Here is a 26,359-nt window from a genome sequence, read left to right on the forward strand (position 1 = left end):
CCATTTTCTCAGGAGACAGATATGTCAGACCTTCCCACCGTCGGAGCAGCGTTAACGCTGGACGGGCTCACCGCCCTTCGCGACGAGATGTTCGATCATGACCGTGATCTGGAGCTGCAGGATTTTCACAACCCGCTGGTTCTGGACGGTGATTTTGCGCCTCTGGTCGAGCGCGCAAAGCGTGCCTTGGACGGGTATCGCGGGCGTCACGGTATTCACGGCCCGTTCTGGGATTTGCCGTTGGCGACATGGGACCCGATGATCCGCAACGTGATCCATGACCGCATGTTCAAAGCGCTGGAAATTTGCGAGGCGCTTGGTAGCAGCCATATGGTCGTGCACAGCCCCTATCTGGAATGGGACCATCGCAACATCATGCATTATCCCAACGCCAAAGAGAGCATCTTTGAGCGATTCCAATCCACGATGACCCCAATCGTGAAACGGGCCGAAGACATCGGCACGACGCTGGTTCTGGAAAACATCAGCGACATCGACCCCCATTTCCGCGTCGAACTGGCGGCAAGCCTGCAATCGGACGCCCTGCAGGTTTCGGTCGACACCGGCCACGCGCATTACGCTCACGGCGCATGCGGGGCCCCGCCGGTGGATTATTACATCAAGGCGGCCGGAAACGCGTTGCAGCATGTTCATCTGCAGGATGCCGACGGATATGCGGACCGGCACTGGGCCCTGGGCGACGGGACCATCCGCTGGGTGTCGGTTTTCAGAGCACTGGCAGAACTGGAAAGCAAGCCGAGGCTGATCATAGAAGTTCATGTGCCGGGCGGGGTCGAGCGGTCATTTGCCTTTCTCAGGCGCGAAGGATTGGCGGTGTAACCCTGCCGCGCGCGTGTCTGAGAGCGCCCGCAATACGCTCTGCGCAATAAATGCGGCTATAACACCCCCTTATGCTCAGCGCGTCGTCTGAGTGTACAAAGAGGCAATAGCCGCCGAGGCAATGCGTGTGCGTTTGTCATCGGCCCGGCTGGTCAGCATGATCGGGACCTGCGCCCCCAGAACGACGCCCGCGGCCTCGGCGCCGGCCAGATACATAAGCTGTTTGGCGATCATGTTGCCGGCCTCAAGATCGGGCGCGATCAGTATGTCGGCCTGACCGGCGACGTCGGACGTGATGCCTTTGGTGCTAACCGCGTGCATCGAGACCGCGTTGTCGAAGGCCAGCGGACCGTCCAGAATGCCGCCGGTGATCTGGCCGCGATCCGCCATTTTGCACAGCGCGCCCGCCTCGACCGTGGATTGCAGCCGGGGCGTGATGGTCTCAACCGCTGACAGGATGGCCACTTTGGGCGTTTCGATGCCAATGGCGCGGGCCAGATCGATGGCGTTCTGGATCATATCCGCCTTTGTCTGCAAGTCAGGCGCGATGTTGATGGCCGCATCCGTAATCAGCAGGGGCTTGGCATAGGTCGGAACATCCATCACGTAGATATGGCTCATCCGGCGTTCGCTGCGCAGCCCGTTGGCCTTGGACACAACGGCGGACATGACCTCATCCGTGTGCAGCGCCCCTTTCATCAGCGCGCTGACGCGCCCGTCCCGCACCAGATGAACTGCCGCCTCGGCCGAGGCATGGCTGTGCGGCGTGTCGATAACCTCCAGCCCCGCAATATCAAGCCCGGCAGCGTCTGCGGCCTCATGTATCCGCGCGCTTGGGCCGACCAGAACAGGGTCCAGCAGGCCCAGATCGCGGGCGGATAACGCGCCCTCAAGCGCGCTTTCGTCACAAGGATGGATTATGGCGGTGGGCAGCGCGGGCGCGCGTTGGGCGGCGCTGAGCAAACGGTCATAGACGGCCCCCCGGCGGTGCAGGACCAGGTCCGGCATGGCCACCCTTGGCCTGCGGATTTTCCTGTCGGGGGCGATCACAACCGCCTGCCCGGTGATAACGGGCTTACCATCGCCGTTTGTGCACAGGCATTCGAGAACAACGCGCTTTTTGTCGGCCTGTTTCTCGGTCACGGTCACGCGCACGGTGACGGTATCGCCAATGCCCACGGGTTTCAGGAACTTCAGCGTCTGATCCAGATAGATCGTGCCCGGGCCGGGCAGTTGCGTGCCCAGCACGTTCGAGATCAGCGCGCCGCCCCACATGCCATGCGCGATGACCTTGTGAAAAATATCATCCTGCGCGAATTCCTCATCGACATGCGCAGGGTTCACATCGCCCGAGACCACGGCAAAGGCGTCGATATCCTGCGCGGTCAGGGTGCGCCACAGTTCAGCACTGTCACCCAGCTTGATCTCGTCAAAGGGCCGGTTCTCGATGAAACCGATATCGGTGTCACGATCAGACAACATGGTGCCCCCCGTCGATATAGGCGGTATTGCCGCTGACGGACCGGGCGAAATCCGACACAAGGCAGGCCGCCATCGCGCCGACCTCTTCGATCGTGGTCAACCGGTGCAGCGGCGCATTGCGTTTTGCGTCCTCGATCAGCTCATCGAAATGGTCGATCCCAGACGCCGCCCGCGTTTCCAGCGGGCCGGGTGACATGGCATTGACCCGGATGTTGCGCGGCCCAAGCTCAACCGCGAGATAGCGTGCCGTGGCCTCAAGCGCGGCTTTCACGGGCCCCATGACGTTATAGTGGTCCACCACCTTTTCCGCGCCATGATACGACACCGTCAGGATCGTGCCACCGTCGGTCATCAGAGGTTCCGCCTGTTTGGCCAGCCGGATCAGGGAATGGACCGAGATATCCATGGCCACGCCAAACCCCTCGCGCGAGCAGTCGACGACCCGCCCGTGCAGGTCTTCACGCGGGCAATAGGCAATCGAATGGACCAGAAAATCCAGCCGCCCCCATTGCTTTTGGATTGCGTCGAACACAGCCTTGGTCTGGCTGGTATCGGTCACGTCCAGCGGCATGACAATCCCGGCCTCAACCGCATCGATGACCGGCTGAACAAAGCGCAGCGCTTTTTCCGACTGATAGGTCATCGCAATGTCCGCGCCCGCAGCCCGGCAGGCCAGCGCACAGCCCGCGGCGATGGAGTGTTCATTGGCCACCCCAACCACAAGCCCCTTTTTCCCTTTCAGAAACCCGGTTTCCGCCAGCATGTTTCTACTCCATCCGCACATATGTGCCGGGCGCGTCACTCAGCGCCGTTTTGATCCGGGGCGGGCCTTGCCGCCCGCTTGACTGATCGGACAGCCACTGCGCCCATGCGGGCCACCAGCTGCCCTCGTGCGGTTCGGCCGTCTCAAGCCAGTCATCGGGGGTCAGCGTCCGGTCCTGATCGCGGGTTGTGTGCAGGCGGAAATGACGCCGCTTGTGCCCCGGCTCTGAGATCACGCCCGCATTGTGCCCGCCATTCGTCAGGGCAAAGGTGACATCCGCATGGCTGAGGTTGTGGATCTTGAACACCGATTTCCACGGCGCGATATGATCCGTTTCGGTCCCCAGACCAAAGATCGGGATGCGAATGTCGCGCAGCGAGACGGCATGCCCGTCGACCTCAAACCGCCCCGTCGCCAGATCATTGTTCAGGAACATCCCCCGCAAATATTCCGAATGCATCCGCGCGGGAAGCCGCGTGCTGTCAGCGTTCCATGCCATCAGATCGGTCATCGGTGCCGCCTCTTCGCCCATGAGATAGGCATGGATCATCCGCGACCAGATCAGATCGTAGGACCGGATCATCTGAAACGCGCTGGCCATCTGGCTGGCATCCAGATACCCCTGCGCCTCCATCACGTCTTCCAGCATCGAGACCTGGCTTTCGTTGATGAACAGCATCAACTCACCCGCATCGGTGAAATCGGTCTGCGCCGCGATCAGCGTCATACTGCGCAGGCTGTCGTCACCTTCTCTGGCCAGCTTCGCCGCCGCGATGGACAGTAGCGTTCCGCCCAGACAATACCCGGCTGCATGGACCTGCGCCGCGCCTGTTGCCTCTTTGATGAAAGACACCGCCGCCAGAGGCCCCTGCCCGAGGTAATCCGCCATGCCCAGATCGGCATCCTTAGCCCCGGGATTGCGCCACGAGATCATGAAGACGGTAAAGCCCTGATCGACCAGATAGCGCACCATCGAATTCTCGGGGCTCAGGTCCATGATGTAATATTTCATGATCCAGGCGGGCACGATCAGCAGAGGCTCAGCCTGCACCGTTTTGGTGGTCGGCTCATATTGGATCAGTTCCATCAGGTGGTTCTGATAAACCACCTTGCCCTTCGTGATTGCAATATCCCGCCCGACCTGCTGGGCGGGTTTGGGTTTGGTCCCCTGAACCTGCGCCTGCCAGTCTTTCAGAAAGGCCGACGCCCCGGCAACAAGGTTGGCCCCATGGGTCTGGGCGGTGCGATCCAGCGCCTGGGGGTTGGTCGGCAGGAAATTTGACGGCGCAAAAACATCCATCATCTGCCGCGCCATGAAGGTCATCGCGGCATCATTCGCCGGGCTCAGCCCCGGAACATCGGATGTGGCGTGATCGGCGAAATCCTCGGCCAGCAGAAAGGCTTGCGCCAGCGCAGCAAAGGGCGGTTTGGCCCAGGCTTCATCCAGAAAACGGCGGTCATTTCTGGCGGGCGCAATCGGTTCTTCGTCTGCCGGACAGCCTTTGGCGACATAGGTCAGCCAATCCATCCAGTTCTGCTGTGCCTTGCGGGCCAGCGACGCCTGCTTGTCCGGTGCGGACATCAAATGCAACGCCCAATCGCAGATCAGGCTGGCCGTCGCCGCAGGTGAGGCCCCCTGAAACAGCTGGGCCATTTCGCGACGCATCGGGCGATGATTTTGAAATGATCGCGCGCTGTCCGACGCCCCGGCCGGGGATTGTGTGGTCCCGAAATCTCGCATGTCTTACCCCGTATCAACCGTGGTTGGTCGCTGCCTAAGGTCTCAACATGACAGGAATATGTCCGTTTGTTCAACCTGAGGCAGGTTGCGAGGTTTGTCTGGAATCCAGGCGCTCGGCCCCGCCTTTCGCCTCGAATTTCGGCAGTGGTCTGACGGTTGGATGGCTTCACCACAAGAAGGCGCATTCTTGGACTGTGTTCATTTCCGGTTCTATTGCGCGAGATTGCGCAGGTTCAAAACCTGATTGTCTATGGCCTTGTCGAAAATTCCCGCAGCTCTTGCGGCCTGGTCAGACAGATCAATCGGGTTAATGCGGTTCAGAAAATATGTTCCCAAATTCCCCAAATATTCATCCAGAAAAACAAGGTTCTTGGACGTCATCTTATGAATGACAAACAGATCCCCGATACAGCCAAGCCCCACACCCGAAGCGATCGCATTCAGGTAGGAATTGATGCCATCGGCGCGGAATACAGGTTTGCATTCGAACCCAAGAAATTCGAGCTTCGCGTAAAAAGCATTCGCCAGCCTGTGCTGATCCGAAAGCTCAACGATTGGCAGTGTCAGCTGTTTCATCGGCTTATTGAGTATAAAGTCCTTGCTTGCGATCCAGCGCATTGTGAACGGCCAGCTTTTTTCAATGAGCGGGCCGCTCTTGTCCTGAGTGATCGTATACAAGATGCGGTTGCCGCTGAGGTTGCGAGCCTGCGCTTCGATGTCTTCAAAGCTTTTCATGTCCACAAACAGCGCGGGCAGATCGGTCTCAGGTCCTGTGTTGAAGATATTGTACGGGTTCAGGAAGGACTCGACCGTCGAGATTAAAGATATGCGAACCTGCTCTGGGCTGTCCTTGTCCGAGATACTGCGGATGTGATGGATGCTGCGCAGGATTTCCTCGCTGTGATTCAGCAACTCACGGCCGCCAGGTGTCAGGCGGAAGCCAAAGCTGCCGCTTTCCACAAGTTTGCAGCCAACCAGAGATTCCAAGGAGCGGACCCTGTTGCTGATCGCCGGTTGGGAACAGCCCATCACTTTGGCCGTTTTGGAATACGACTTTACCCTGCACAGGATCGCAAACGACTCGATTGCTTCTAGTGAAATGCGCATTTTGCCTGCCTGCTCGATAGGATCCGCCCGCTGATCGGGGGCTGTGCTATTCGTCCCGAAATGTCTTGGACATGGCATCGCGGATGGGGCGCGACAGGTACGAGATCACCAGTCTTTCACCGGTTGAGACCAGCACTTCGACCGGCATGCCCGGAACCAGTTCCTGACCGTTGATGCGTGAGAATTCCGCCTCGGACACTTCGACCTCGGCGCTGTAATAGACCGCGCCTGTTACCGGGTCCGACAGGGTATCAGCGGACACCCATTTGACCGAGCCATTCAATTCCGGCGTCTGGTTGTAGTTGAACGCGGTCAGACGCACACGCGCATCCTGACCCGGCGCGATCCTGTCAACCTCGGTGACCGGAATATTCGCCATCAGGATGGGCTGTTCAGCGACGGGTACGATATCCATGATCGCCTGACCGGGTGCTATGACGCCCCCTTTTGTGTGGAACCCGAGGTTCAGCACACGCCCGTCCAGAGGGGCCAGAATTTCGCTGCGCGCAATCCGGTCCTGCGCCGTGGTCTGACGCTCCAGCGCTTCGCGCAGACGTTGCGAGACATCGGACAGTTCGGTCGAGATTTCTTCGCGCGATGTGGCCGCGCTGCTGACCAGGGCGCTTTCAACCTCGGCGATCTGGGCCTGAACACTGTCAATCTGGGCTGTGTTGGTGGACAGGCTGGCTTCGATATCAAGGGCGGCGCGGCGCACCTGCAACAGACGGGTTACGTTTGCGAGACCCTTGTCATTTAGAACCGAAACCGTCTCAAGCTCTTCCTGGGTCAGCCTCTGGTTGGCTTCTTGCGACTTGATCTGGCTGCGCAGTCCCGCGACCTGAGCCAACAGAGCATCTTTTTGCGTCTCAAGCTGCGCGACATTGGCGGCCTTGGCCAGGGCGCGGCTTTCGAACAGCTGGGCCTCACTTTCGAAAATCTCGCGGGCTTCGTCTGTCTGATCGAATTCCGATGCAAGCGCCGGGAAATCACCCTCGCTCAGTTCGGCCTGCAGCCGGGCCTTGCGGATGGACAGAGACGCGATCTGGCTGCTCAGCGCGTTCAGTTCGGCCTGTTCCCGGGTTGTGTCCAGGCTGACTAGGACCTGACCCTGTTTCACCGCATCATCTTCTGACACGTGGATTTCATAGATGATGCCGCCTTCGAGATGCTGAACGGTCTGACGATCCGTTTCCAAGGCGACCATGCCGGGGGCGACAATGGCACCGTCAATGCGGGTTGCCATGGACCAATAGCCCAGCCCGCCCAGCATCAGGCCCATGGTGGCGGCGCCGAACCAAACCCAGTTTCCAATCCGGTCTGCGGGGGATGTTTTAGTGTTACGCATTGGTCTTACCCTCACGTTTTGGCGCTGCATCTGCGGCGCTGTCGCTTGCTTTCTTGGTGCGGTTTTCGGTGTAGGTCCGCAGGATTTCATCGCGCGGGCCATAGGCCGAGACCATGCCGCTATCCATGACCAGCACCTTGTCTGCGTGGTTCAACGACCCCATGCGATGCGCGATCATGACAACGGTCCGGCCTTCGTTTTTCAGCCGTTCGATGGTCATGTTAAGGGCGGCAGTGCCCGCGGCATCCAGATTTGAGTTCGGCTCATCCAGCACGATCAGGGACGGGTTTTTATACAGAACCCGGGCCAGCCCGATGCGCTGACGCTCACCACCCGAAAGGGCGCTGCCGTTTTCGCCCAAGGGCGTATCGTAGGCCTTGGGCAGTTTCAGAATAAGGTCATGGGCATTGGCGGCCCTGGCCGCGGCAACCACGTCGGCATCGCTTGCATCCGATTGGAACCGGGCGATGTTTTCGCGGACGGTGCCATCGAACAGCTCGACCGTCTGTGGCATGTATCCCACCGAATCCCGCAGTTGCAGGGCATTCCAATAGCTCATGTCAGCGCCGTCCAGACGCACGCTGCCCCGGTTGGGTTCCAACGTGCCGACGATGACGCGCGCCAGGGTGGATTTGCCCGATCCGCTGGGGCCGATGACCGCAAGAACTTCGCCCGCGTCCAGCGACAGCGACACGTTTCTCAGAACCGTGGCGGCACCATCCGGGGTCATTGCAAACACGTTCTTCAAGGCCAGCACACCGCGCGGTTGCGGCAGCTGAACGGACGGGCTGACCGGCGGGAAGTCTTCCAGCAGTGTGTTGAGACGCTTGCGCGCGGCACTGGCCAGAACATATTGACGCCAGCTGCCAATCGCCTGCTCGGCGGGGGCAAGCGCGCGCCCGACCAGAACCGATGCGGCGATGATCGAACCGGCGCTCAGATCGCCCGAAATGGCCAGATACGCGCCCAGTCCCAGAACCGCGGATTGCAGCACCAGCCGAACCGTCCGCGAGATCGATGACAGGGTTGCCGCCATATCGCTGATCTGGCTTTGTTTGACCTGTGCCTGACCGTTCAGCCCGTTCCAGTGGCTGTACAGATCGTCCCGCATCCGCATCGCATGCGCCACCTCGTGGTTGCGCGACACGTCATTCAGAATGCGTTTGCTGCGGATTTGGAACTGGTTGGCCCGGGCAACGCCGCGATGGGTCAACATGTTGTTGATCATGGCAACAGCGATCAGAAACACCACACCGGCCAGACCCACATATCCCAGCCATGGATGCAGCAGATAGGCAAACCCCAGATAGATCGGAGTCCACGGCGCATCGAACATCACCGCAGGCGTTGATCCACCCATGAACTCGCGCACTGAATTCAGGTCGCCGATGGCGTCGCGGCCTTTGGCCCCGCCCTCTTTGACCGATCGTTCGATCTGTGCGTCGAAGACGCGTTTTTCCAGCCGATTGCCCAGCCGGTTGCCGATCCGCACCAGAATGCGTGACCGCACAAGGGACAGCAGGCCGAATACGGAATACAATCCCAGCATCAGCACGCTCAGACCAAAGAGGGTCTGGTAGCTCTGGCTGGGCAAGGCCCGGTCATAGACCAGGATCATGAAAAGCGGGCCGGTCAGCATCGTCAGGTTGATCACCATGCTGATGACACCGGTGGTAACTAAACCCGGGCGAGCGGCACGGAACGCCTGCTCAAGCTCGGTACGTTTGAGGGGACTATGGGACATGGTGGCCCTCTTTCTTGCTGAAAACAAAGGAAGGAAACGGCGGCGACCGTCAGGCCGCCGCCGTGATTGGGTTAGACCAGAACGTTATCTTCGTTCAGATCGGCCAGCTGGACGCCCAGCAGTGTGACACTGCCGTCGTCACCCAGGTCGATGACAACGTCATTGCCGTCCTGCGTCGCCATGGCGGCCACGTCACCGAAGGTTTCGAACTCGAACGCAGCGGACGTCAGGTCGAGCACATCACCGTTGGCAAAGGCTTCGAAGTCGCCAATGACATCGTCACCGGCATTGGCTTCGAACACGAAGGTGTCAGAGCCGCGGTTGCCTTCCAACCGGTCGTTCCCTTCACCGCCGTTGATGATGTCGTCCCCGAGACCCGCGCAGACAATGTCGTCGCCTGCACCGCCATCAAGGATATCATCACCGCGACCACCTTCGATGATGTCGTTACCGGCACCACCTTCGATGACATCGTCGCCACGACCACCATCAATCATGTCAGCGCCCAGGCCACCTTCGATGATGTCGTCACCGTTGCCGCCATCGAGAACGTCGTCGCCTTCGCCGCCAACCAGAAGGTCATCGTCGTTGCCGCCGTTCAGCGCATCATTGCCGGTGCCGCCAATCAGGTCGTCATCGCCATTGCTGCCGACAAGCTGGTCGTTTCCAGCCTCGCCTTCCAGGGTGTCGTCACCGTTGCCGCCGTCCAGAACGTCGTTCCCGGCACCGCCAAGGACAATGTCATCGCCGTTGCCTGCATCGATGTTGTCGTCGCCGACACCACCTTGCAGATCATCGTCCTCATTGGTCGCTTCGACGACCACTTCGGGCTGTTCCGGCGCGAAGACAAAGTTCTCGGCCACCAGCTCGTCGGGGGCAACCCCTTCGAGGGTGATCTGATCACCATTGCCCAGATCGATGACGGTGTTCTCACCATCTGCCTCGATCTGCAGATCGGACAGCTGCGTGATGCCGAAATCGGACACATCCAGGAAGTCGCCGTTTTCGACACTGACCGAGAAGTCAGCCACAACGTCGAAACCGGTACCGCGACGGAAGGCGAACGTGTCGCGGCCCGACCCACCGATCAGGGTGTCGTTGTCGGCACCACCATCGAGGAAGTCGTCACCACGGCCACCATCAACGATGTCTTCACCCGCACCGCCGAACAGTTCGTCATCGCCACCTTCGGCAATGTCGATCACAATGCGCAGAAGCTGTTCATCGCCACCGTTGCGGGTAAAGTCGCCTTCGATCGGGTCAATAATCGTACCGGCCGCGGTTTCGCCGCCCAGAATGTTGACAGGCGTACCGTCCGGGTTGCCTTCCGAGCCGTTGAAGCCCGGGTGCAGACCCACGACACCGTTCTCGGCCGTTCCCTGATCGCGCGCGGTCTGGTTGAGGAAGGCGGCACCTTCTTCGTTATTGACCTCGGTGCCCGCGTCCAGAACATCGTCGCCAAACCGTTCGATGATGATCGGACCAAGGAAATTGCCCTCTTCATCAAAGATCGGATCTGCCAACGCATCGTCCGGAACTGCCAGGAACGCATCGTTCGACGGGATGATCATGGTGGCCCAGGTAAAGAAGCCCTGACCGACCTGATCGGTGTTTACGTTCAGCGTAAAGCTGGCCGTTTCACCGGGATCGATCACACCCGGCGCACCGATGCCGCCCAGAATGGTCGCATCCACACCATTGTCGCCAACCTGCTGGTTGAACTCGGCTGCGATCCCTTCGACGCTGCCATCCTCGGCCAGACGTTCCAGACCCAGGCTGGCTTCTTCGCCTGCGGTGAACAGGTCAAAGTTGGCGCCATCATGGAAACCGAACCAGACAGGCGTCAGGAAGGTTCCGCCTTCGCCCAGCGTGTTGGTGACCGATACGGTGATGGCCTCGCCGTCACCCACAGCATCGCCGCGGATCACGTCGTTGCCTGCGCCGCCGCGGATCACGTCGTCGCCCGCGGCACCGGCCAGCAGGTTGTCACCCTCGTCGCCGGTCAGGATGTCGTCATTGACGGACCCTGTCAGGTTTTCGATGCTGATCAGCTGATCCTGCACGCCATTGCCGTTCGGCGCGGCATAATCAGCCGTACCGGCAGACAGGTCTGCAGTTACAGACGAGCCGATGTCGCTGAAATCCGCCGTGTCGATCCCTTCACCACCGTCGGTGATGTCGTTGCCGCCACCGCCACGCAGGACGTCATTGCCTTCGCCGCCTTCCAGGATGTCATTGCCACCCCGGCCAACCAGCAGGTCGTTGCCGTCGTTGCCGGTCAGAGTGTTGGCGTTGTTGTCGCCAAACAGCTGATCGTCAAGCGCCGAGCCGTCGAGGTTTTCGAACCCTTCGAAATTCTCGAAGATCGTGACATTCGCGTTCGGAGCATATGAGGCGCTGCCTGTTGCCAGATCCGCGACCACCTCGGCGTTGATCCCCTGGAAGCTGTTGGTGTCGATCCCTTCGCCACCGCTCAGGACATCCAGACCGCCGCCACCGGCGATAAAGTCGTCACCCGCACCACCATCGATGGTGTTCGGCGCAGCACCGGTTGCTACGATGTTGTCATCGTTGGACGTGCCGGTGATGTTCTCGATGCCGGTGAAGCTTTCCAGGATCAGCGGGCCGTTTCCGCCACCGCCGTTATACTCGGCCGTACCGTTGCCAAATGCATCCAGCGTGACGCGAACACCCGCAATCGTCGGATCTGCAGCACCCAGGTTGATGTTGGAGAAGTCGTTGGTGTCCGACCCTTCACCACCGTCGATGACATCGGTGCCGCCGCCGCCGATCAGGGTGTCATCCCCCGCACCGCCGTTCAGAACATCGTTGCCGCCAAGGCCGCTTAGCACGTCGTCGCCGTCCAGACCGTTCAGGACATTCGGGCCACCGTCACCGATGATCACGTCACCATCATTGGAGCCGTCGACATTCTCGATGCTGATCAATGTGTCGGTTTCGACAACGGCCAGAGTCACGGCTTCGACGTCCAGAACGCCCGAGGGGTTCTCGGCCACGTCTTCGGCGCTTGCCAGGATTGCTCCGGCATCGACCAGCGTGTCGCGCACGACGGGGCCGTTTTCACCGGCAGGCGCATTGTGCAGGTGGATGGCGGATACCGCACCCGGGATCGGGGTCAGCAGGTCGGATACGGCCAGACCGGTCACCGACAGTTGGGACGAATAGGTCGCAATGCCGTCTTCGACTGTGACGGTCACAGTTGCCAGTCCGGTTGCGTCTGAATCAGACACCGGGTCAGGTTCCTGAGCGGCGTCCAACCGGGCGGTCAGAACAAGTGTGCCGTTTCCTTCGAAATCCAGATTGTTCTGCGTAACAAACAACTGACCACGGATTTCTCCGGCGGGGAAATCGGCGGTGTGGATGTTGTAGTACAGCTCTCCGGCCAGGGCTTCGTCAACCAGGCTGTCCTCGGGATCGCCAAAGTTCGCAAAAGATGCGTCTTGGACCGAAACCGAAAAGCCGGTTTCGCGGGTGGCAATTCCTGCACCCAGATCAACGTCGACAGGTACATCGACATCGTTAAAGGCGGCCGTGTCGCTGCCTTCGCCACCATCCAGAACGTCATCGCCCAGACCACCGGTCAGAACGTTGTCATTCTCATCACCGGTCAGAATGTCAGCGTCATCCGAACCAACGATGTTTTCGATGCTGATCAGCGTGTCGGTTTCCACAACCGCATCAGTCACGGCCTCGACCTCAAGAACGCCCGAGGGGTTCTCGGCCACTTCCTCGGCACTGGCCAGTTCGGCACCTGCATCCACCAGCGAGTCGCGCACAACCGGGCCGTTGATGCCGGCGGGTGCGTTGTGCAGGTGGATGGCAGAAACCGCACCCGGGATCGGGGTCAGCAGGTCGGATACGGCCAGGCCGGTCACCGACAATTCCGACGAATAGGTCGCAATGCCGTTTTCGACCGTCACGGTCACGGATGCGGTTCCGGTTGCCAGCGAGTCCGACAGCGGGCCGGGCTCTTGTGCTGCGTCCAATACGGCTGTCAGCACCAGCGTACCGTTGCCGAACTCATCCAGGTCGTTTTCTTCAACCAGCAGCTGGCCGCGGATTTCACCACCCGGGAAGTCGGCAGTGTGAATGTTGTAGTACAGGTTCCCTGCCAGGGCTTCGTCAACCAGGCTGTCCTCGGGATCAGCAAAGTTCACGAAAGGCGCGCCTTCTACCGAAACCGAAAAGCCGGTCTCGCGCGTTGCTTCGCCTGCGGGCAGATCAACGTTGACGGGCACGTCGATGTCGTTGAAGGCCGCGGTGTCGATCCCTTCACCACCGTCCAGCGTGTCATCGCCCAGACCGCCGGTCAGAACGTCATTGCCGCCAAGACCCTCAATCTGATCGTCGCCGCCAAGACCGTTGATAATATCGTCTTCAGGGGTACCCACCAGTTGGTTGTCGTTATCGTCGCCTTCGATAATCGGGTTCATCATGTCTTCGGGGTTCATGTTACACTCCAAGCTAGAAAGCGAACGCTTCTGCGCTCACGCCGGGTTACCTGCGCCTGGAAGAACCCGTCTCAACTGTTCAAAAATGAAGGGTAGACCATCAAGTGGGGCATGACCCCAAACTATTTGCCAAGTCACTCATATTGAACGAAAAAAATTTCCAATTCACGAAGTCACAAGTAAAGTTGAACTCGGGTTTTTTCCTGTCGAAATGTGAAATCATAGGGAAAGAGCAAAGGCACAACACCATGAGTGACAACATTTCGGCGACAGACGCTTTGGAAAAAGTCCCGGTTCAGGATTGGGACCTGCTGCGGTTTCTTGTGTGTGTGGCACGCGCGGGCAGCATTGCCACCGCCTCGGGTCAATTGTCGGAAAGCCCGGCCACGGTGGGCCGCAAGCTGCGCGAGCTGGAAAAGTCCTTGTCCCTGCCGTTGTTTGAGCGCGGGTCCACGGGCGTTTCGCTGACACCCATTGGCGAAGACATTCTGAAAATCGCGCTGGGGATCGAAACCGAGCTTTGCCATATGGGCGAGGTGGCCCGCGGCCATCTTGGTTTCAAGGGCAGCCGGGTTTCAGTGGCTGCACCAGAGGGGTTCGGATCGTCGGTTCTTGCGCCGAAACTGATCGAGTTTCACGCATTGAACCCCCACATCAAGATTGACCTGCTGTTGTCCAACAAAAAGGCAAACCTGCACAATCGCGAAGCTGACATTGCCCTTCGTATGGGTGAACCAGAAGCGTACCGCGTCAACAGCGAAAAGCTGGGCGTCGTAAAGTTTGGGATTTACGCGTCCCGGGAATATCTGTGCGACCTTGGGCCGATCCAAACCCTTGAGGATTTTCTGGGTCACAATGTTATTGTGGCCACCGGCGCGCTGAGCCAAACGGTGCAGGATGTCGAATTCCGCAAAATTACGGATAAATGCAATGTTGCGGCCAGAACCGATAACGTGAACGCGCAACTCTCGGCCGTCAAAAGCGGGCTGGGTTTTGCTGCGCTGCCGAAATTCATGGCGGAATCCGACGCGGACCTTGTCGAAGCATTGCCGGGGTTTCTGACCCAGTGCCTGGACCTGTGGATTTTGACCCATAGCGACATTGCGCCTTATCCACACGTTCAAACGACCATCGAATTCCTGGTCAATACCTGTCGGGGCGTGGTCGAGCCGCATTGAGACGCGGCGCAAACATCCGATCCACTTCAGGATAACCGCTGCGGCGATTTGTACATCCTCGCCTTCGAATAAATCCATGACGCAGGTGTTTTAAAGACATCTGTCGGATCCATCGACAGGCAATGGAAAGGACCAAAAAATGACTCTCTCACGTCGTGGATTTCTGGCGTCTGCCGGCTCGGGCCTGTTGGTTGCAGCAGCCCCGGCTTTTGCGAAAAAGGCGATTGCCGCCGAAACCTATACGCTGCCCTCCCTTGATTACAGCTACTATGCCCTTGAACCCGTCATCGGCGCCGAGACGATGGAGCTGCATCACAGCAAACATGCCGCTGGCTATGCCCGCAATCTGAACAAACTGATCCCCGGAACAGCCCTTGAGGGGCAATCCCTGGACAGCATCATCAAGGCCGCAGCAGCCGATCGGGGCAAGTACCAGACCGTTCTCAACAATGCGGGTCAGCATTGGAACCATTCAGAGTTCTGGAAAATGCTGATCCCCGGCGGCACCGGCGTTCCCGGAACCCTTCAGAAAAAGATCGAAGGCGACTTCGGCAGCTTTGAGGCCTTCCGCGAGCAATTCATCACTGTGTCCAGCAAGCAATTCGGGTCTGGCTGGGGCTGGTTGGCTGTCGACACGTCCGGAAAACTGACGGTTCTTTCGACGCCCAACGGCGAGAACCCCTTTGTCCACGACATGTTCCCCCTGTTGGGTATCGATGTCTGGGAACATGCCTATTATGTGGATTACCGCAACCGGCGCAAAGACTACATCGCCGCCGTTTTCGATGGCATAGTCAACTGGGACTATGTGGACGCACGGTTGTCAAACGCATAGCGGCACCCGCTGGTCATTCGAATAGAACAAACGCTGAAGCGGCGTCATAACCCGCTTCAGCGTTTCCTGTTTTCATTGATGCTGTTGAGGTATTTCTGCCTCGTTCTTTCAATCAGAGTCGGCCACATTGACATATCCGGGCGCCCTCGATGCCGATAACACTGGAAACTCAACATTTACGGCTGTGGGCATGGCAGCTAGTTTGACGTCATCTCATGTCTGAGACGGTTAGCGATCAGGAGTATCAATGCCCATCGACCTCTCTGTCGAGCACAAACTGGCCGCGCCTCCGCGGGTCAAGCGCCGTACTTTGCGGGTGATCGGAACGGACGTCACGCTGCTGGAAAGCGTTCGCAAGATGGCGATGGAAGATCTGCAGTTCGACATTGAATATGAGTCTCTGGATTTTCTGACCTGTCAGCGCCGCGCGGCGACGCATCCGGAACACTACGATATCTACGAACAGTGTTTTCACAATCTGGACATCGTTTGGTATTGGGGCGCGCTGCAGCCGATTGATACGCAGCGGATCGCCGAATGGGACAACATAGGCGACTTGTCCAAGCTTGGGGGTGTCAGCAAATACATGCGGCAGGGCTATGGCGACGCTCCGGTCCGCAAGCTGTATGTCCAGCCAGACGGCGTGATCGGGCAACAGCCCATGCAGTACATTTCGATGTTGCCAACGGCACATAATGTCGACTCGTTCGGGTTTGATCGCCGCGTTTTTGGCGACGAAGGCCCCGAAGGATCCAGCTGGGCGTGGTTGCTGGATAAACGGGCCAAAGGACGGATTGCGATCGTGGATGAGCCCGCGATCGGTTTTTTTGATGTGGCTTTGGCCGCCGAGGCCAGCGGCGATCTCAACTTTGTCGATATCTGCAACATGTCGGTGAATGAAATCGATAACCTGATGGCGCTTCTGGAGACGCTCAGGCAACAGGGCTTTTTTTGCGACAGCTGGAAATCCGCTCAGGATGCCGAGGCGTTGTTGCACGCGGGCAAAGTGGCCGCGCAGAGTATGTGGTCGCCCTCATACGGCAACCTTGGTCCGATGGAAGAGTATTTCGTCGAAAGCGTCCCCCGCGAGGGGTATCGCGCGTGGCACGGGGGCGCCTCGCTTGCGCGACATCTAACCGGAACCAAACTTGGCATGGCCTACGAGTATCTGAACTGGTGGCTAACGGGTAAGGCCGGGGCCGTCATGGCGCGGCAGGGTTATTACATGACGGTGCCCAACAACACGCGGCAATTCCTGACAGAGGATGAGTGGGACTATTGGTATGATGGTCAGGTTGCCCGCTCTGATCTTGTCGGTACAAACGGTCAGGTCGTCGTCAAAAAGGGGCGGCGTCGCACGGGTGGCGCGTACCATCAACGGGTCAGCCGCATCGCCCTTTGGAATACGGTCATGGACGAATACAACTATGCCGCCCGGGCATGGAACCGCTTTATCTCAGCCGTCCGGGAGGGCAAACCATGAGCCGGACAACGGGCGTACGCGGGCAAGAGCCGTTGTATGAGGTCATCAGCCAGATTCTGAAACGCAACATCGAATCCGGACGTCTGCCCCGTGGTCTTGTTCTGATCGAAGGTCCGATTGCGCGCGTCATGCTGACCAGCCGCGCGCCGGTTCAGGCGGCGCTTCGCAAACTACATGAAGAAGGAATGATCCACCGGTTCCGTGGACGCGGGTATCTGGTGGGCGACGCTGATATGGAACCGATCCGGCGGCCAATCAACGAATTCCAGCTTGATATCCCCGACCGCTCCAGGTCGGCATTGGCCATCCGCGGCACTTGGATGCGGGTCTATGACCAGGTCGAGGCCGATGTTGCCGCATGTCAGGTCTTTGGAGAATTTCGGCTGATTGAAACCGAGCTGGCCGATTACCTTGGCGTCAGCCGCACGGTCGCGCGCGACGTGCTCAGCCGCCTGAACGAACGTGGCCTTATTCGCAAGGGCGCGTCCTCACATTGGCTAGCCGGCCCGCTGACGGCGCATGTGTTGCGCGAGAAATACCAACTCAGCGCGATTGTCGAACCCGCCGCACTGATCCTGGCGGCTGACTTTATCGATCCTGTCGAAATCAACAAAGTGCGCGATCAGATCCGCCAGGGGCTGACGCGCGAATCCGATGCCTATGAGGCGGCGTTCCAGAAACACTGTCTTGAAAGGGCACCAAACACCGCCCTGGTCGAGATGGTACTGAACAACCGGCTGTTGCTGTCTTCGGTGAACGAGGCGCTGAACCGGCTGGGCCTGCCAGCCGATCACGTTGCTGTCGACCAATACCGCGTCCTGTTTGATCTTATCGGTTCTCGCCAGATCAATGCCGCCGCAGAGTATCTGAAAGAGCATTTACGCCTGTTGGCAGACAAGAATGTGGCCCGGCTGAAGATTGTTGCGCTTGTCCCAGAAGCCGAGGCGATTCCGGGATATCTCTCTCCGCTTTAATTGGCTTGCGTATCCGTTATTCATTTTTAATTTAGGTGATATGAAGGTTTTCTTGCAAAATGCCCCATATTTTCGCTATTTTTTCTCTAAAAATGATTGTTGACGCATAATTTAATGCAAACTTTCATACGAAGTGCGTTTTAAAAGGGTGCGCTCTTCAGTGCTGCTCGGGGGGTCCGGCAGCCATTTGGAAAGACATGACGCTGTCTGCGCCCTGAATACCAAATGGGGAATTGAATGGGTCATACAGAGTCCATCTTCAGACTGGAAAATGTCTCGCGGCACTTTGGCGACTTGATCGCGCTCAACGACATTTCGTTCGAGGCGACACAGAATGAATACATCTCATTGCTGGGGCCGTCGGGGTCAGGCAAGACGACCTTGCTGCGTGTGATGGCGGGGTTTGAGAAGCCCGATACGGGCCGCATTCACTTTCTGGGTCAGGACATCACCGATCTGCCCGCCCACAAGCGCGGAATTGGGTTCGTGTTTCAGAACTTCGCGCTGTTTCCGCATCTGACCGTGTTTGAAAACATCGCCTTCGGGCTGCGTAACGGCACGCAGGACGTGGCGGGTTCAGACGTCGAGACCCGCGTCACGGACATGATTGACCTGGTCGGATTAAAGGGGCTGGAAGATCGTGTGCCAGACCAGATTTCCGGCGGCCAGAAACAACGTGTGGCGTTGGCCCGAACCCTGGTCATGCAGCCCAAACTGGTGTTGCTGGACGAACCGCTCGGGGCTTTGGACGCCAATCTCCGGGGCCGCATGCAGACCGAGCTTCGGCAAATCCGAGAACGGCTGGACGTGACCTTTCTGCATGTAACCGGCAGCGAGACCGAAGCGCTGGCGATGGGCGACACGGTCGCGGTGCTGGATCAGGGGAACATCATCCAAACGGGTACACCCGAGCAGATTCACGACACCCCGGCCAGTTCGGATGTGGCCCTGTTTCTGAACCGGTTCAACCTGTTTGACGGCACCCTGGCGGACAACACGTTCCGCGGCCCGTTCGGAGCGGTGCCGGTACAGCACGCGCAGCATAATGCCAAGGATGTCTATGCCATCCGCTATGATCGCACCAAAGCCTTCAGGCAGGGCGACACCCTGCCCGGCCCGGCCCTGCCCGCGCGGTATCTGGCCAGCGAATATCTGGGGTCGTCGGTGATTTCCTTCTTTGAAACCGCCGACCGCAAACAGGTCGAGGTGGATCACCACCTCAGCTTTGGTGAGCCGGACACATACGAGGTCGGTCAGGATTACGTCCTGTCGTGGAACCCCGAACACGCCATCGTCTTCGGCAAGGAGGCCACGGCATGAGCACCAGCGCCCCGTCGACCGAACGCAACGGGTACACCAGCTGGCTGCTGGCGCCGGGTGTGTTCTGGATGATCCTGTTCCTCGTCGCTCCGATCATGATGATCGTCTACGTGTCCTTTTGGACGCAGACCACCTTTTCCATAAACTCGACGCTAACGCTGGACAGCTGGAAGAACTTCTTCAGCTCCGAGGCGTATGTGGGCGCGCTCTGGACGACGGTACGGCTGTGGCTGATCGTTCTGGCACTGACCTTCATCATCGGCTATCCGGCAGCGCTGTTCGTTGGGTTGTTGGTCAAAAGCAAGACTGTCTCGACCGTGTTGCTGGTGCTGTGCGTTATCCCGTTCTGGACCTCATTCCTGATCCGCGTGCTGGCATGGCGGCCGATGCTGGGCAAGGAAGGCGCGATCAACATCATCCTGCAAAAGCTGGGGCTGATCGACAGCCCGATCGAGGTTTTGTTGTTCTCGGAACTGTCGGTGATCATAGGCATGACACAGATTTACGTGGTGTTCATGGTTGGCCCGATTGCCTTCATGCTGGGCCGCATCGACCGCAATATTATCGAGGCTGCACGCGATCTGGGCGCAGGCTTTGGGCGCATCTTCTGGAAGATCATCTTCCCCCTCAGCCTGCCGGGCGTCGTCGTGGGCGCGATTTTCGTCAGCGTCATGGTTCTGGGTGAGTTCGCAACCTCGGGCGCGCTGTCGGGGCGCAAGGTGAACCTGCTGGGCAACATCATCGTCACGCAGGTGGGCTCGCTCAAATGGGCGATGGCCTCGGTCGTGGGCGTCATCCTGACCATTCTTCTTGGCATCGTCGTGGCCGGTTTCCTGCGCATCGTCGACCTGAAAAGCGAGCTGTGATCATGGAGACCAAAATCCTCAAGCCCATCCTCGCCGTCTACGTCGCCGCGTTCATCCTGTTTCTTTATGGCCCGTTCATCGTGCTGGGTATCCTGTCGTTCCAGCAAGGCCCCGAAGGCGGGCCGCAATTTCCCATCATCGAATGGTCGACCTACTGGTATCAGCACCTGTTCGGCCTGACCCCGCCGTCGCGCATCGCGCCACTGCCGGTGGGTGAGGCGCTGCTGCGGTCGCTGACCCTGGCCTTTATGACGATGGTCACGGCCACGGTTCTGGGAGTTATGGCTGCGCAGGCCTTTCGCCGCCGCTTCAAAGGGGCAGGCATCGTCTTTTACCTGATCGTTCTGGGCATGATGGTACCCGGAGTTCTGACCGGGCTGGGCACGTCGCTGCTGGCCAATAACGTTGTGGGTGTCGAGCGGCACTGGTGGTCGACGGCCTTCGTGGCGCATGTCGTCTATACCTTCCCTTTTGCCTTTCTGGTGATGCTGGCGATCCTGAACCGCTTTGACGGATCGGTTGAGGAAGCCGCGTGGTCTCTGGGTGTTTCACCGGCGCGTACCTTCCGCAAAGTGACCTTTCCGCTGATCTTCCCCGGCGTACTGTCAGCTATGCTGTTCGCCTTCACGCTCAGCTTTGATGAATTCCCGCGCACCCTGTTTGCCTCGGGCCGGGATCAGACGCTGCCACTGGCGATCTACGGAACATTCTCGGTTGAGATTCACCCAAATATTTTTGCCTTCGGTGTCATGACAACGCTGTTCTCGTTCTCGCTGCTGGCCGTTTACGGCATTCTGATGGGCCTCAGCGTGCGCCGCGCCAAGAAGATCGCGATGCAGGAGGAGATCTCATGAGCATCGCGATTGTGACAGGTGCCGGGTCCGGTATCGGGCTGGCCATCGCCGAAAAGCTGGCGGCTGATGGCTATAAGGTGCTGGTGAACGACTATAACGCCGATGCAGCCGAAGCGACGGCAGCCCGGATCGGCCCTGCGGCAGCCGCCCATCACGGCGATGTATCTGATCCCGCCGACGTGGCGAAGATGATCGCGCATTGCAAACAGGTGTTCGGTGCGCCGACCCATCTGGTGAACAATGCCGGGCATGTCCACCAGTCTGCGTTCACTGACCTTTCGGTAGATGATTTTGATCGCATGATTGCCGTGCATCTGCGTGGGACATTCCTGTGCACCAAGGCTGTTATTCATGAAATGTTAAGCGCCGCGAAAGGCTGCGTGGTTAATGTGGCGTCCCAGTTGGGTCAGATTGGCGGCGTTGAGCTGGTGCATTACTCGGCGGCCAAAGCCGGCATTCTGGGCATGACCAAGGCGCTGGCGCGTGAGGTGTCAGCCAACGGGATACGCGTAAACGCCGTCGCCCCCGGCCCGATCAACACACCACTGGTGCGCGCATTGTCGCCGGATTGGCAGGCGGCAAAGGCAGCCGAGCTTCCGCTGGGCTATTTCGGTGAGCCGCAGGACGTGGCCGATACGGTCGCCTTCCTGTGTTCAGACGCGGCGCGCATCTATGTCGGCCAGACCCTTTGCCCCAATTCAGGAGACGTAATGCTATGAGCAGAACCGTGTTCATCACCGGAGGTGGCATCGGCATCGGCCGCGCCTGCGCGCTGGCCTTTGCGGCGCAGGGTGACACCGTGATCGTCACCGATGTGCTTGAGGCCGAGGGCCAGTCCGTCGCGGACGAAATCAAGGGCGCCGGCGGCACCGCCGAGTTCCATCATCTCGACGTGCGCGACACCGCCCGCGCGGATGCGCTCGTCGCCGATATCGAGGCACGCCAAGGGGGTATCGACATCATTGTCGCCAATGCGGGTATTGCCCATCGGGTACCGCTGGACGCGCTGACGGATGAAAAGTGGGATCACACGTTTGATATTGACCTCAAGGGCATGTTTCGGGTGATCCGCCCGGCCCTTGCGGGCATGAAATCGCGCGGTTCAGGGAACATTGTTTGCCTGTCTTCGATCATGGGTGTGGCCTATGGCTGGGACGAACATGTCCATTATTCCTCGGCCAAGGCCGGGGTGGTTGGGCTGGTGCGCGGTCTGGCCGTGGAACTGGCCCGCGACGGCATCCGCGTGAACGGAGTGGCCCCGGGATATATCCGCACCGCGCAACTTCTTTCCGAAGAACATTCGCTGGGCCCTGCGGGGGCAGAAACCGCGGGGGACAACATTCCAATGGGACGGATTGGCGAACCCGACGACATCGCCGATGTCGTTGTTTTCCTTGCCTCAAACGGGGCGCGTTACCTCACCGGACAAGTGATTGCTGTAGATGGTGGCCTGTTGGTCGGACGGTACTGAATGCAGCGGGGCCCGTGGCCCCAAACCAAAGAAAAAGACACACGACCGCAACACGGAGTAAACTGAAATGAGTACATATTCACGACGGAAATTCCTTCAGACAACCGCAGGCGGCGCGGCACTGGCCGCAGGTGGTATGCCGTTCATGGGTGCGCAACAGGCCTTTGCGGCAAATCTGGGAAATCAGGAACTGCGCACCGTTGGCCTGTCGGTGACGGTTCAGGAACGCATCCTGAACGATTTCCAACAGCAATCGGGCGTGGGGTCGGTCAATGGCAAGGCCGACATCTTCCCCAACACCCAGACCGAGATCCTGTCGGGCACCGATGCCTATGACTGTTGGGAAATCATCGGCGAACGTCTGGCCGCGATGGTGGCCACCGACAAGCTTGCCCCGGTCGCCGCAACCGACCTGCAGAACTGGTCGGGTATTCGCGACACATTCACCACCGCCTCGGATCGCTGGGACCGCAATCGCCAGATCGTCGGACAGATCTGGGAAGACGACAGCCAGACGCGCCTGAACATGGTGCCGACGGTCTATAACTACGACTCCATCGGGTACCGCCCCGATCTGGTGGATGCCGAAGAGGCGTCAACCTGGGCCGCGTTGTTCGACCCCAAGTTCAAGGGCAAGACCGGCCTGAACGTGGACCCGCTGATTGCCTTTGGTCAGGCCATTCTGGCGATGAACGCGCTGGGTCTGCTTGAGGTTGAAAACCCCGGCAACCCGGATGCGGGCGCTATCGAGGAAGCCTCGAAATTCCTGATCGCCAAGAAGAAAGACGGCCAGTTCCGCGCCCTTTGGGGAGATTTCGGTGAGCTGGTAAACCTGCTGGCCTCGGGCGAGATGATCATCGCGGATGCGTGGCAGCCGGCCGTCATGGCGGTCAAGGCGCAGGGCGTGGAGTGTTCCTATGCCACGATGAAAGAGGGCTATCGCGGCTGGTCCATCGGCGTCTCGCCATTGAAGACATCGCCAAACCTTGAGGCGGTGACGGCCTATGCCGATTACTGGCTGTCTGGCCCGCCCGCGATCGCTGTGTCCGAACAAGGGTATTACTCGCCCACCACCAACGTCAAAGAGGTGATGGATCCCGACAAATACGCCTTCTGGTACGAGGGCAAACCCTGGGTCGGCGAGACCGAGCGCGGCATCAAGGAAGGTGACCTGCGCGATGGCGGCTCGCTGGAGACCCGCGCCGCCAACGTCGCCTACTGGCACCAGTGGCCGGACGAGTACGACCTGCTGATCCAGAAATGGGACGAGTTCCTGTCGGCCTGATCCAAAACAGGGTTCAGCCGGGGTGACCTGGCTGAACCACATCCCCGATTTACCAGACTTCACATAAAAAGGGTGCAACGTCCTTGGCTTACGATCTGCAACTCAAAAACGTTGGCAAAGTCTATGACAACGGCACGCCTGCCGTCATCGACTTTAATCTGGACGTCGAAAAGGGTGAATTCATCGCCTTTCTCGGCCCATCCGGCTGCGGAAAGTCGACAACGCTGCGCATGATTTCGGGGTTTGAAAGCGTGACCTCGGGCGACCTGCTGATCCGGGGGCAGCGGATCAATGACCAGCCGCCGGAAAAGCGCCCAACCTCGATGATTTTTCAGAACTATGCGCTGTTTCCGCATATGAACGTGCGCCAGAACGTCCGGTTCGGCCTTGAGGTCAAGGGCTTTCCCCGGGATGAGGCCGACCGCAAGGTCGATGGTATTCTGGACAAGTTGGGCCTGCTCGACATCGCGGAGATGGCGACCAGCCGCCTGTCCGGCGGTCAGCGTCAGCGCATCGCGCTGGCCCGCTCGCTGGTGGTCGAGCCTGATATTCTGCTGCTGGATGAACCCCTTGGAGCATTGGACGCCAATCTGCGCAAAAGCATTCAGAATGAGTTGAAGCTGCTGCAGCGGGAACTTGGCATTACCTTTGTCTTCGTCACCCACGCCCAATCCGAGGCGCTGGCGCTGTCTGATCGGATCATCGTGATGAACGCAGGCAGGGTCGAACAGATCAGCCCCCCGCATGAGCTTTATACCCGTCCCACCAGCGAGTTCGTCGCGCGGTTTATCGGATCGAACACCATCATTCCCGGCACGGTCAAAGCCACCGAGGGCCAGACCATCACGCTGGACACACCCTTTGGCGCGATTTCGGGAACGAACCGGATCGACGTGGCGCATTCACAGGGCGAAGAGATGAGCATCGTTCTGCCCGCCGAAGCGGTTGAACTGATCCCCGCTGAAACCGATCACAGCGCGCTGCACAGCACGTTCGGCGCAAACCTGATCCCCTGTCGGATCGAGCGGCTGCAGGTCATTGGCCACATCATGCAGATGCTGGTCCGGCTGGAAAACGGCGAGACCATCAATACCGAAGGGCATGTCGACAAATACCGTGGCCGCCTGTCGGTCGGCGCATCGGCCTATGTCGCCTGGAAATCCAGCGGCGCGACGATGATCGCGTGATGGGGGCTGGATGAGATGACCAATCTGACCATCACCCAAATGGCAGCCGATCTAAGCGCCGGACGCACGAACCCGGCTGCCCTGTTGGAGGGCGTTTTTGACCGGATCGAGGATCACAACGACCCTGCCCTGTTCATCGACCTGCTAAAGGACCGTGCAATGGCCGAGGCCGAAGCCTCGCACCTGAGATGGCGCGCGGGCATCCCCTCAAGCCCTGTCGACGGGGTGCCAACCGCTTGGAAAGACCTGTTCGACCTGAGGGGGCGTGTGACCACAGCCGGGTCCGTTGTCTTGAAATCCAACCCTCCGGCCACTGCCGATGCGCCGATTGTGGCACAGGCTGCGCGGGCGGGGCTGACCACGGTCGGGACGGTCAACATGACCGAGTTTGCCTATTCCGGCATCGGTCTGAACCCCCATTATGGCACTCCACGCAATATCCACGCCGCGTCGGATACGCCGCGCAGCCCCGGCGGATCATCCTCGGGTTCCGGCGCGGTGGTGGCCGCCGGGATCGTGCCGATGTCAATGGGATCGGATACCGGCGGGTCGGTGCGTATCCCGGCCTCGTTCAACGGGATTGTTGGGTACAAACCCTCGATGGGGCGCTATCCGATGGAGGGCGTGTTTCCGCTGGCGCAATCGCTCGACACAATCGGTCCACTTGCCAACAGCGTTGCCGATTGCGTGCTGATCGACGCGGTTCTGCGTGGCCTGTCCCAGCCGGAAATCAAACCGGCCGAGATTTCCAGCCTGCGCTTCGTCATCCCGGAACAGGTGGTTTTTGAGGGCGCAACCCCCGAGGTTCTGACCACTTTCGACGCCACCATCGCGCGTCTGGAAGGCGCGGGCGCCCGTGTGTCCCGCATTTCAATGCCGCAGCTGCAAGAGATTCTGGACCTTATGGCACGGCACGGTTTTCTGGCCGGGGCCGAAGCGCTGGCTGTTCATCAAGATCGGGTGAATGGCCCGGAGGCCGGGCAGATGGATGCACGCGTCGTCCGGCGGGTTCTGCAAGCCGCCCCGATGAGCGCGGTGGATCTGGTCATTCTGCAACAGGCCCGTACGCGGCTGATGGCGGAAACTGCGGCCCTGATCGGCGACAGCATCGTGCTTTGCCCCACCACGGTCACCACAGCGATGGAGATCGCTCCGCTTGAGGCGGATCAAGACATGTTTTTCGAACATAACGGACTGACGCTGCGCAACACGTCGCTGGGAAATTTTTTGGATTGGCCCGGCGTCTCGATCCCCAACGGAACGGACAGCAACGGCATGCCGACCGGCTTTTTGCTATCGGCCCCAAATGGCCGCGACCATGCCGTACTGGCGGCTGCGCTGGCGACCGAAGACATCATACGCAGCTGATTCAAATGACTAATTCGGAAACTTAGAATGCACAGAGGAGAAAA

Annotated in this window: 20 protein-coding genes; 13 read left to right on the forward strand and 7 right to left on the reverse strand. The window is 59.4% G+C overall.

Annotated elements, in window-relative coordinates; translation table 11 throughout:
- The first annotated feature begins 21 nt into the window (after positions 1-21).
- Positions 22-840 carry a sugar phosphate isomerase/epimerase family protein gene (locus tag ACRZ94_RS15565; protein WP_480797773.1) on the forward strand — a complete coding sequence of 273 codons (819 nt, stop codon included), beginning with the start codon at positions 22-24 and terminating at the stop codon, positions 838-840.
- A gap of 75 nt (positions 841-915) precedes the next feature.
- Here the strand turns inward: ACRZ94_RS15565 and ACRZ94_RS15570 are convergent, their stop codons facing one another.
- From ACRZ94_RS15570 to ACRZ94_RS15600, 7 genes are all read right to left on the reverse strand, one after another.
- Positions 916-2,322, reverse strand: coding sequence for a bifunctional enoyl-CoA hydratase/phosphate acetyltransferase (locus ACRZ94_RS15570; protein WP_480797774.1), 1,407 nt, complete (start codon positions 2,320-2,322; stop codon positions 916-918).
- A complete protein-coding gene (gene fabI / locus ACRZ94_RS15575) occupies positions 2,312-3,085 on the reverse strand; it encodes an enoyl-ACP reductase FabI (protein WP_480654918.1) in 774 nt (257 codons plus the stop codon). The genes ACRZ94_RS15570 and fabI overlap by 11 nt, the downstream gene beginning before the upstream one ends.
- 4 nt (positions 3,086-3,089) lie before the next feature.
- Positions 3,090-4,739: a PHA/PHB synthase family protein gene (locus tag ACRZ94_RS15580; RefSeq protein ID WP_480797775.1), complete on the reverse strand. Its 1,650-nt coding sequence runs from the start codon at positions 4,737-4,739 to the stop codon at positions 3,090-3,092.
- A gap of 297 nt (positions 4,740-5,036) precedes the next feature.
- Positions 5,037-6,011, reverse strand: coding sequence for a LysR family transcriptional regulator (locus tag ACRZ94_RS15585; protein WP_480797776.1), 975 nt, complete (start codon positions 6,009-6,011; stop codon positions 5,037-5,039).
- On the reverse strand, positions 5,980-7,278 hold the full coding sequence (locus ACRZ94_RS15590; protein ID WP_480654924.1) for an HlyD family type I secretion periplasmic adaptor subunit: 1,299 nt from the start codon (positions 7,276-7,278) through the stop codon (positions 5,980-5,982). Before ACRZ94_RS15590 ends, ACRZ94_RS15585 begins: the two co-directional genes overlap by 32 nt.
- Positions 7,271-9,022: a type I secretion system permease/ATPase gene (locus tag ACRZ94_RS15595; protein ID WP_480654926.1), complete on the reverse strand. Its 1,752-nt coding sequence runs from the start codon at positions 9,020-9,022 to the stop codon at positions 7,271-7,273. Before ACRZ94_RS15595 ends, ACRZ94_RS15590 begins: the two co-directional genes overlap by 8 nt.
- Positions 9,023-9,093: 71 nt before the next feature.
- A complete protein-coding gene (locus ACRZ94_RS15600; RefSeq protein ID WP_480797777.1) occupies positions 9,094-13,494 on the reverse strand; it encodes a CHRD domain-containing protein in 4,401 nt (1,466 codons plus the stop codon).
- A gap of 248 nt (positions 13,495-13,742) precedes the next feature.
- On the opposite strand from ACRZ94_RS15600, the gene ACRZ94_RS15605 reads away from it, so the two are divergent.
- From ACRZ94_RS15605 to ACRZ94_RS15660, 12 genes are all read left to right on the forward strand, one after another.
- Positions 13,743-14,672: a LysR family transcriptional regulator gene (locus ACRZ94_RS15605; RefSeq protein WP_480654930.1), complete on the forward strand. Its 930-nt coding sequence runs from the start codon at positions 13,743-13,745 to the stop codon at positions 14,670-14,672.
- Positions 14,673-14,811: 139 nt separating this feature from the next.
- Complete coding sequence (locus ACRZ94_RS15610; protein WP_480797778.1) at positions 14,812-15,507, forward strand: superoxide dismutase; 696 nt, start codon at positions 14,812-14,814, stop codon at positions 15,505-15,507.
- A 247-nt stretch (positions 15,508-15,754) separates the two neighbouring features.
- Positions 15,755-16,990 (forward strand): ABC transporter substrate-binding protein, encoded by a 1,236-nt coding sequence (locus ACRZ94_RS15615; RefSeq protein ID WP_480654934.1) that lies wholly within the window; start codon positions 15,755-15,757, stop codon positions 16,988-16,990.
- Complete coding sequence (locus tag ACRZ94_RS15620) at positions 16,987-17,964, forward strand: GntR family transcriptional regulator (protein ID WP_480654936.1); 978 nt, start codon at positions 16,987-16,989, stop codon at positions 17,962-17,964. Before ACRZ94_RS15615 ends, ACRZ94_RS15620 begins: the two co-directional genes overlap by 4 nt.
- Before the next feature lie 237 nt (positions 17,965-18,201).
- Complete coding sequence (locus ACRZ94_RS15625; protein WP_480797779.1) at positions 18,202-19,284, forward strand: ABC transporter ATP-binding protein; 1,083 nt, start codon at positions 18,202-18,204, stop codon at positions 19,282-19,284.
- Positions 19,281-20,150, forward strand: coding sequence for an ABC transporter permease (locus ACRZ94_RS15630; RefSeq protein ID WP_480797780.1), 870 nt, complete (start codon positions 19,281-19,283; stop codon positions 20,148-20,150). Before ACRZ94_RS15625 ends, ACRZ94_RS15630 begins: the two co-directional genes overlap by 4 nt.
- A 2-nt stretch (positions 20,151-20,152) precedes the next feature.
- Complete coding sequence (locus tag ACRZ94_RS15635) at positions 20,153-21,004, forward strand: ABC transporter permease (RefSeq protein WP_480654942.1); 852 nt, start codon at positions 20,153-20,155, stop codon at positions 21,002-21,004.
- The gene (locus ACRZ94_RS15640; protein WP_480797781.1) at positions 21,001-21,723 is read left to right on the forward strand and encodes an SDR family NAD(P)-dependent oxidoreductase; all 723 of its coding nucleotides are present in this window, start codon (positions 21,001-21,003) and stop codon (positions 21,721-21,723) included. The genes ACRZ94_RS15635 and ACRZ94_RS15640 overlap by 4 nt, the downstream gene beginning before the upstream one ends.
- Positions 21,720-22,475 carry an SDR family NAD(P)-dependent oxidoreductase gene (locus tag ACRZ94_RS15645; RefSeq protein WP_480654946.1) on the forward strand — a complete coding sequence of 252 codons (756 nt, stop codon included), beginning with the start codon at positions 21,720-21,722 and terminating at the stop codon, positions 22,473-22,475. Before ACRZ94_RS15640 ends, ACRZ94_RS15645 begins: the two co-directional genes overlap by 4 nt.
- A gap of 67 nt (positions 22,476-22,542) precedes the next feature.
- A complete protein-coding gene (locus ACRZ94_RS15650; RefSeq protein ID WP_480654948.1) occupies positions 22,543-23,760 on the forward strand; it encodes an ABC transporter substrate-binding protein in 1,218 nt (405 codons plus the stop codon).
- A gap of 83 nt (positions 23,761-23,843) precedes the next feature.
- Positions 23,844-24,947 carry an ABC transporter ATP-binding protein gene (locus ACRZ94_RS15655; RefSeq protein WP_480797782.1) on the forward strand — a complete coding sequence of 368 codons (1,104 nt, stop codon included), beginning with the start codon at positions 23,844-23,846 and terminating at the stop codon, positions 24,945-24,947.
- Positions 24,948-24,962: 15 nt separating this feature from the next.
- Positions 24,963-26,315, forward strand: coding sequence for an amidase (locus ACRZ94_RS15660; RefSeq protein ID WP_480797783.1), 1,353 nt, complete (start codon positions 24,963-24,965; stop codon positions 26,313-26,315).
- Positions 26,316-26,359 lie beyond the last annotated feature (44 nt).

This window comes from Ruegeria sp. CH10 (assembly GCF_056537125.1).

Coding starts and splice junctions, on each gene's coding strand:
- ACRZ94_RS15565 (WP_480797773.1), top strand. CDS start 22: ATGTCAGACCTTCCCACCGTCGGAGCAGCGTTAACGCTGGACGGGCTC.
- ACRZ94_RS15570 (WP_480797774.1), bottom strand. CDS start 2,322: ATGTTGTCTGATCGTGACACCGATATCGGTTTCATCGAGAACCGGCCC.
- fabI (WP_480654918.1), bottom strand. CDS start 3,085: ATGCTGGCGGAAACCGGGTTTCTGAAAGGGAAAAAGGGGCTTGTGGTT.
- ACRZ94_RS15580 (WP_480797775.1), bottom strand. CDS start 4,739: ATGGCCCAGCTGTTTCAGGGGGCCTCACCTGCGGCGACGGCCAGCCTG.
- ACRZ94_RS15585 (WP_480797776.1), bottom strand. CDS start 6,011: ATGCCATGTCCAAGACATTTCGGGACGAATAGCACAGCCCCCGATCAG.
- ACRZ94_RS15590 (WP_480654924.1), bottom strand. CDS start 7,278: ATGCGTAACACTAAAACATCCCCCGCAGACCGGATTGGAAACTGGGTT.
- ACRZ94_RS15595 (WP_480654926.1), bottom strand. CDS start 9,022: ATGTCCCATAGTCCCCTCAAACGTACCGAGCTTGAGCAGGCGTTCCGT.
- ACRZ94_RS15600 (WP_480797777.1), bottom strand. CDS start 13,494: ATGAACCCCGAAGACATGATGAACCCGATTATCGAAGGCGACGATAAC.
- ACRZ94_RS15605 (WP_480654930.1), top strand. CDS start 13,743: ATGAGTGACAACATTTCGGCGACAGACGCTTTGGAAAAAGTCCCGGTT.
- ACRZ94_RS15610 (WP_480797778.1), top strand. CDS start 14,812: ATGACTCTCTCACGTCGTGGATTTCTGGCGTCTGCCGGCTCGGGCCTG.
- ACRZ94_RS15615 (WP_480654934.1), top strand. CDS start 15,755: ATGCCCATCGACCTCTCTGTCGAGCACAAACTGGCCGCGCCTCCGCGG.
- ACRZ94_RS15620 (WP_480654936.1), top strand. CDS start 16,987: ATGAGCCGGACAACGGGCGTACGCGGGCAAGAGCCGTTGTATGAGGTC.
- ACRZ94_RS15625 (WP_480797779.1), top strand. CDS start 18,202: ATGGGTCATACAGAGTCCATCTTCAGACTGGAAAATGTCTCGCGGCAC.
- ACRZ94_RS15630 (WP_480797780.1), top strand. CDS start 19,281: ATGAGCACCAGCGCCCCGTCGACCGAACGCAACGGGTACACCAGCTGG.
- ACRZ94_RS15635 (WP_480654942.1), top strand. CDS start 20,153: ATGGAGACCAAAATCCTCAAGCCCATCCTCGCCGTCTACGTCGCCGCG.
- ACRZ94_RS15640 (WP_480797781.1), top strand. CDS start 21,001: ATGAGCATCGCGATTGTGACAGGTGCCGGGTCCGGTATCGGGCTGGCC.
- ACRZ94_RS15645 (WP_480654946.1), top strand. CDS start 21,720: ATGAGCAGAACCGTGTTCATCACCGGAGGTGGCATCGGCATCGGCCGC.
- ACRZ94_RS15650 (WP_480654948.1), top strand. CDS start 22,543: ATGAGTACATATTCACGACGGAAATTCCTTCAGACAACCGCAGGCGGC.
- ACRZ94_RS15660 (WP_480797783.1), top strand. CDS start 24,963: ATGACCAATCTGACCATCACCCAAATGGCAGCCGATCTAAGCGCCGGA.